Below are 6000 nucleotides of genomic sequence, written 5' to 3'. Positions count from 1 at the left end.
CGACGCGCACAACGTCATCGCGGAACTCTTTCGGATAGGGCTTAGGCACGATGGCATCCTTCCAGGCCCACCCCCTCGGGCAAGCCATGTCAGATGTCACCTATCCGTGCAGCAGACCCCACGACCTTCTCAGAGACTACCTTCACCTCCGTACCGATCTGACACTCACGAGCGGGAGCCTAGGATTCTCATCGCGGGAGCTACTGCTGTCTGGCGACATGGGAAATGGAGTGTGCAATGAAGGCGACGTTGAGACGATGGGCGCCGGAGTGGTTCGTACGGCTGGCCAGGTCGATCTGGAACGCGCAGGCGCAGCGAGCTGAGTATCGATACGACCGCCGACGCTTCGCTCGCCACAGCGGGCCAGAAGATTGGGGTGCGACCGCGAAGTTGAGCGGCCGAAACCTGGAAGCTCAACTCACGAAGGACTACCACCGCGTGGAGAAGGGTCTCGCGCTACGCGAACCCAAGAAGCCTTTCGGCGCGAACGTCCTTGATCGCCTCGACATGCTCTTGCCGGTCGCCGACGAGGCGGAATATCGGTCCCACGCCACTTCCGCGCGTGAAGCACTCGTCACCTGGAACTCGGGTGGCCCCATTGCAGAAGAAGTGAGCCCCCTCGCTACTGCCGCTGATCGCGGTATCGCGGATGCCGATCAGTTCTTCTCAAGCCGGCACAGCGTTCGCGACTACAGCGATCGAGAGGTCGGCGACGACATCCTTGTTCGGGCAGTGCGACTCGCCATCAACGCGCCGTCGGTCTGCAATCGGCAGTCGTGGTTCGTGCGCTTCTACCGTGACCCCGAGGATGTGCGTCACGCGCTCTCTTTCCAGAACGGCAATGCAGGAATCGCTCACGTGCCCGCGCTGGCGCTCGTTACCGTCGATGCGCGACTGTTCACTGGGTCGAGCGAACGCAACCAGGGTTTCATCGAGGGCGGACTCTTTGCGATGACTTTGTCCTGGGCCTTGCACGCTCTGGGTCTTGACAGTCTGATGCTCAACCTGAGTATTTCGTCGCAGCGGATGAAGCGCTTGAGGTCGGGTCTCGGGGTCGCCGATCACGAGATCGTGATCATGATGATGGCCATCGGCTACGGGCGTGAGGGTCACCGCATTGCGCGCTCCCCCCGACGCCCCGTCAGCGAGGTCGTTCTGGATGGCATCCAGTCGGAAGGCTCAGGCGTCGGATCCTAGAGGCGTCGTGGGAATGTCGGGTGGCGTGCGACCTGCGACGCGCATGACGAGGTAGGTGATCCCGAGAAAGAGGAAGTCTCCGACGATTGACCACAGTCGCAGCAGAATCGTTGCGATGAGCGCTATCTCGCTCGGCATGATCGTGCTCAGCAACAGAATGAGAATCGCTTCGCGTACTCCGATTCCGCCCGGGGCAAAGACGGCGAGCATGCTGATCGCAGCCGCAAGGCTCGTGACACCGATCACGAACCAAGCGTCTCCCCAGCTCAACTCCGGCCAGACTGCGGCGGTCACGAAGAAGGCGGCCAGACCCGCCAGGACGGTAACGAACGCATACATCGTTGTGCCGGCCAACACCGTGTTCCAGGATGGAAGTGATGCTGAATCGAGTGACCCTCTCTTCGAGACTCGAAAGAGCAAGCGCAGTATTCGGTTGAACACGGGCGGCATGAGCACGAGCACGCCTAAGACCACCGCAATGCCCATTAGCCAGCGGTATTCGTCAGGGATTACGGCGGTTCTCGGATCAAACAAGATCATGGCGAGGCCGATCACCAGCGATACGACGATCTGCAGGCCTGCTTCGAGAAGAGAGCTAATGGCGAGTTTCGTCTTGGAGAGCCCTTGCCGCGAGGCGAAGTAGATCTTGCCGAGGATCCAGGGTGCCGTACCAGGGATGTATCGGCCGAGCCAAGACTTCGCGTAGACGAACGCCAGTGTGGGAACACTGGAGAATCGACCCGCCCCCAGCCCCCGCAGGATTGTGAGCCAGATCGCGACTGCCCACCCACGAGCAACGAGGATCGTGATGGTCGCGAGAAGCATGAACCACCAGTTGAGCTCGACTGAGAGCAAGAGGTCGTAGTCGACGGTGAACAGATACGCGATGAGGAACGCGCCGAGCAAGACGTAGAAGACCCAGGGGATCAATCGCTTCGCGAGTGCGGTTGCTCGAGATCGCCGCGAGGGAGTCTCCTCGGGCCCAGTCATGATGGCTCTTTCATCGCGCTGCAGACTACCAACCTCCGGGAGCGCCGCTGGTCGTCAGCAGCGGGTATCCGGTCGCCGTAGAGTTGGATCAAGGCCGAGCCCGCAATCTACTTGCGCCGTCCTTTGCCCTGCCTGGTGGCCGCAACAGACAAGCTGAGGCCGATAGTCTCGTTCGCGGTTCGAGGGCGTCATCGTCGTGAGCCGGAGAACAGGCGTCTTGTGATGCTGGTTGTTGAGCGCACGCTCGCAGCCCACACGCTATCTAGTGGAGAGGACCGCTCGAGTGCAGTCGAAGCAGAAGATCGCTCGTCGTGTGCGGGCCCTGGCCGAAAACAGGCTGGTGTTGGCGGTCGAGGACTGGCGGGGATCCGCCATTCTCAGGAAAGCAGGGAAGTCACACGTCCCGGCTCATCACTCCGACGCTCACATCCTTCTCGCACCACCAGGCGCGGGAAACATCGGCGATCAAGCGATGGTCGAGGCCTTCGTCGCCTCGGTCAGCGGTCCCGTACTCATCATCACGAGGCGCGCAGGTGATGTGGGGGAGATGCCCCAGGAGCTCGCGGATCGCTCGACCGTCGTCGCGATGCCCGGCTTGCTGTACGGCCTGCCATGGCAGCACCTCCGTGACCTACGGCGCCTTGCCCCGCGACTTCGAGGTGCTCTTTCCTTCTCGGTCGTCGGTGCCGACATCATGGATGGCGCCTACTGGGAGTCTCCGTCGGTGAGACGATTCCGCCTGGCCCGCTTCGCTGCCGAGCTCGGAGTCGACGCTCGCGTGCTGGGCTTCTCCTGGAACGATGCGCCCTCGCCCGCGGCGCGTCGCGAGATGGTCCGGGCGTCGCGTGCCCTTGACTTGCTTGCGAGAGACCCGAAGTCCGTCAGTCGACTCATCGCAGACGGAGGCGAACGGGTTGTACCGGTTGCCGACATCGCCTTGCTCACCGAACCTCGGCCGATCACTGAGATCGGCCTCGAGGGATGGTGCACCGAGCAGCGGTCCGAGGGTCGTCGAATCGTGCTCCTGAACTCCAACGGTCTCATCGAAGCGAGTAGCGGCCTCGTCGACACGTACGAGGCGCTTATCAACTCCCCAGTCGGAAGCTCGTGCGCGTTCGTCGCTCTACCCCATGTCTCGAGAGGCGTGCCGAGTGACATCGACTTGGTCGATGCGCTGATGGAGAAAGTAGGTGACACGGCGGAGGTCTTTCCCATCAGACGCCTGCTCTCCCCCGGCGAGGTCGCGTCTCTCGCGTCTCTCGCCGACCTTGCAGTGACCGGTCGCATGCACCTGTCGATCTTGTCGGCGAGTGTCGGGACACCCACCGTGACTGTGGGGTACCAAGGCAAGGTGGCGGGCTTCTACGAGCTACTCGGCACGTCGAGTTTCATCAATGGTGGCGCGGAAGCCCGACGAGGCCTACTCTCGCTCGTCGAGGAGTCGCTGAGAAATCTTGATGAACTGACATCTACCGTCGAGCTCGCGCGGGAGGGTCTGCGAGACAAGGCACGTCGCAACGTGGCCGGACTAGATAGAGCGCGTTGACTCGGCTGATCCAGTCGTGAGTGGGTGGGGGAACTCTCAATCTCGGAGTACACAACTGACATAGAGAGCCCATTCCGCGACTGACTTGTCGGGGCGACGTGCAACGCCATTGCTCATCTCACTCAGAAGGGCCCTGTCGCTGGCTTTCTGGATCGCATCCGCGAGCGCGCGTGTGTCGAGCGGGGGGACGACGAGTCCCGTCACCGCTTCTTCGATCTCGTCAGAGAGGTCGCCGACGTCGGTCACGATCACCGGGCGCAGGTGAGCGAACGCGAGGTCGGTCACAATGCTTGATGTGCCACTCCTGTACGGCAGAACCACGACGTCGTTGCGCGCGAAGATGGCCGCCATCTCGGTAGTTTCGACATACCCATCGCGAAGCTGCACACGATCCGAGATCCCCAGCCGATGAATCTGCTCCTGGTACTTGTCCACCGGCTCCCAGAAGTGACCGGCAACTTCCAGCTCTACTGAGTCCGTCAGGGCGAGCGCCTCAAGCAGGTGGTCCAGGCCCTTGTAGTGCCGGACCATGCCGAAGAACAGGAGCCGCAGAGGGCCTGTCGACGTCAGATAGGGCGGAGGCGTAGGTTCTGATCCCTCGCCGATTCCGGGGAACGGAAGCGGCGACACTGTGACACAGCTCGCCTTCACGCCCAGCCCGCGGGCGAGCTCTGCTTGGGCTTCGTTGTGAACGATCAACCGATCCATCCGGGTCAACATCCACCGCATGAGGAATCGGTCGAGCCGGCTGCTTTCGTGCGGGACTACGTTGTGAACGATCGCGACCCTCTCCGTCGCGACGCGACCGATCAGGCTGGGCGCATAGGGAACAGCATGAAAGGGAGTCACTACTGCGAAAATGGACGTGTCTGCGTTCCTGAGTCGCCGTCGAAGTGAGATCCAGGAGAGAGGGGAGTACCACTTCAGGCGCTCGACAACGTGGGGGAAGAGCGGAAGCTCGGGCTTATCGGCGGGGAGCTCGCCCAGCCCGTTTCGAGACCTTCTGGGGTACTGGGCGCTCCAGGATTCGATGCGAGTGTTTACGCCCCGCTGCAACAGTTCATGGGCAAGCCGCGTGTTGTGCTGGGCAATTCCTCCAGTATGCGGGTGGGTGGGGCCGACGATGACTACGTTCTGGGGGCTTGCCATGCGTCCTCGTCCTTATTCCTCCTGCGCTGAGAAGCGCGTGCTGCGGCATGCGCTCGCGCCACCCCGCAAGCCTAACCACCCTCGACTCTCAGCGTGCAGCACGCAGCGCGGGCGATGGTTGACGGCACGCGCTGATGCGCGCTCCGAGTAGGCTCGTCGCTGGCGCTCCCCGCGTCGATCCTCACCGTCAAGCAAAGGGACAGCAGTGGCACAAGTCTGGGTGGTCGTTCCCGCCTTCAATGAGGCTGAAAACCTCGAAGTCGTCATTCCTCAGATCGTCACCGCACTCGCGGAGATTGGAGAGGGCAGCGTTCTCGTCGTCGACGACGGTTCGACTGATGAGACTGCGGAGGTCACGAGGGGGTTGGCGAGTGACGACGCGACCGTGCGGCTCGAGCAGATGGGTCGCAACACCGGCAAAGCTGCGGCGCTCAAGCGAGGGTTCTCGATCGCGGTCGAGTCAGGCGCCGAGATCGTCGTCATGATGGACGCCGACGGCCAGGACGACCCGCGCGAGTTGGCGGGCTTGGTGGGCAAGCTGGACGAGGGATTCGATCTCGTCACGGGTGCTCGTCTCTTGCGGCGGGACCGCTTCATCAAGAAGTACACGTCGCGGCTCTACAACAAGACCACGTCGATCATTGCTGGCGTTCCCGGCAAGGACTTCAACTCCGGATTCAAGGTCATGCGGGCGTCCGTCGCCGACAACGTGAGGCCGATGATGTACGGCGAGCTTCACCGGTACCTCACGGTCATCGCGGCATGGATGGGCCACCGTGTCACTGAGGTTCCGGTCGAGCATCACCGCCGCATGTTCGGGTCGAGCAAGTACGGTCTCGCCCGCTTCTGGCGCGGGTTCATGGACCTGCTGACCGTGCGATTCATCATGAGCTACGAGCACCGACCCTCCCACCTGTTCGGCGGGCTGGGTTTCGTCTCACTGCTCGCGGGTATCTCGATCCTCGTCTACCTCACCATCACCTGGTTCCTGGGTGCTCCGCTTGGTGACAGGCCTCTTCTCATCGCCGGGTTCTTGCTCGTCGTCGTGGGAATCCAGCTGCTCGTGTTCGGTCTGCTCGCGGAGTTGGTCGTCTACGGCCGAAACCGCGACCGCTGAG

5 protein-coding genes are annotated in these 6000 nt (G+C 62.3%); 3 read left to right on the top strand and 2 right to left on the bottom strand.

All coding sequences use genetic code 11. The features are described from left to right. Positions 1–237 precede the first annotated feature (237 nt). A complete protein-coding gene (locus tag FK219_RS11850; RefSeq protein WP_165638137.1) occupies positions 238–1197 on the top strand; it encodes a nitroreductase family protein in 960 nt (319 codons plus the stop codon). Here FK219_RS11850 and FK219_RS11845 read toward each other — a convergent pair. Then, the gene (locus FK219_RS11845) at positions 1180–2103 is read right to left on the bottom strand and encodes a lysylphosphatidylglycerol synthase domain-containing protein (protein ID WP_165638136.1); all 924 of its coding nucleotides are present in this window, start codon (positions 2101–2103) and stop codon (positions 1180–1182) included. The genes FK219_RS11850 and FK219_RS11845 overlap by 18 nt on opposite strands. 367 nt (positions 2104–2470) lie before the next feature. Here FK219_RS11845 and FK219_RS11840 point away from each other — a divergent pair, with 367 nt between their 5' ends. After that, positions 2471–3733: a polysaccharide pyruvyl transferase family protein gene (locus FK219_RS11840; RefSeq protein WP_152584128.1), complete on the top strand. Its 1263-nt coding sequence runs from the start codon at positions 2471–2473 to the stop codon at positions 3731–3733. A 36-nt stretch (positions 3734–3769) separates the two neighbouring features. Here the strand turns inward: FK219_RS11840 and FK219_RS11835 are convergent, their stop codons facing one another. Further along, the gene (locus FK219_RS11835; RefSeq protein ID WP_152584127.1) at positions 3770–4882 is read right to left on the bottom strand and encodes a glycosyltransferase family 4 protein; all 1113 of its coding nucleotides are present in this window, start codon (positions 4880–4882) and stop codon (positions 3770–3772) included. A 205-nt stretch (positions 4883–5087) separates the two neighbouring features. On the opposite strand from FK219_RS11835, the gene FK219_RS11830 reads away from it, so the two are divergent. After that, positions 5088–5999, top strand: a complete 912-nt coding sequence (locus FK219_RS11830; RefSeq protein ID WP_152584126.1) for a glycosyltransferase family 2 protein — start codon at positions 5088–5090, stop codon at positions 5997–5999. The last annotated feature ends 1 nt before the right edge of the window (position 6000 follow it).

This window comes from Microcella pacifica, assembly GCF_009371975.2.
In the GTDB taxonomy this organism is placed as follows: Bacteria; Actinomycetota; Actinomycetes; order Actinomycetales; family Microbacteriaceae; genus Microcella; species Microcella pacifica.
The sequence above is the reverse complement of the archived record's forward strand: the minus strand, read 5'-3'. Positions and strand labels throughout refer to the sequence as shown.

Excerpts from the sequence above, each read along its gene's own strand:
- FK219_RS11850 (WP_165638137.1), top strand. The coding sequence starts at position 238 with ATGAAGGCGACGTTGAGACGATGGGCGCCGGAGTGGTTCGTACGGCTG.
- FK219_RS11835 (WP_152584127.1), bottom strand. The coding sequence starts at position 4,882 with ATGGCAAGCCCCCAGAACGTAGTCATCGTCGGCCCCACCCACCCGCAT.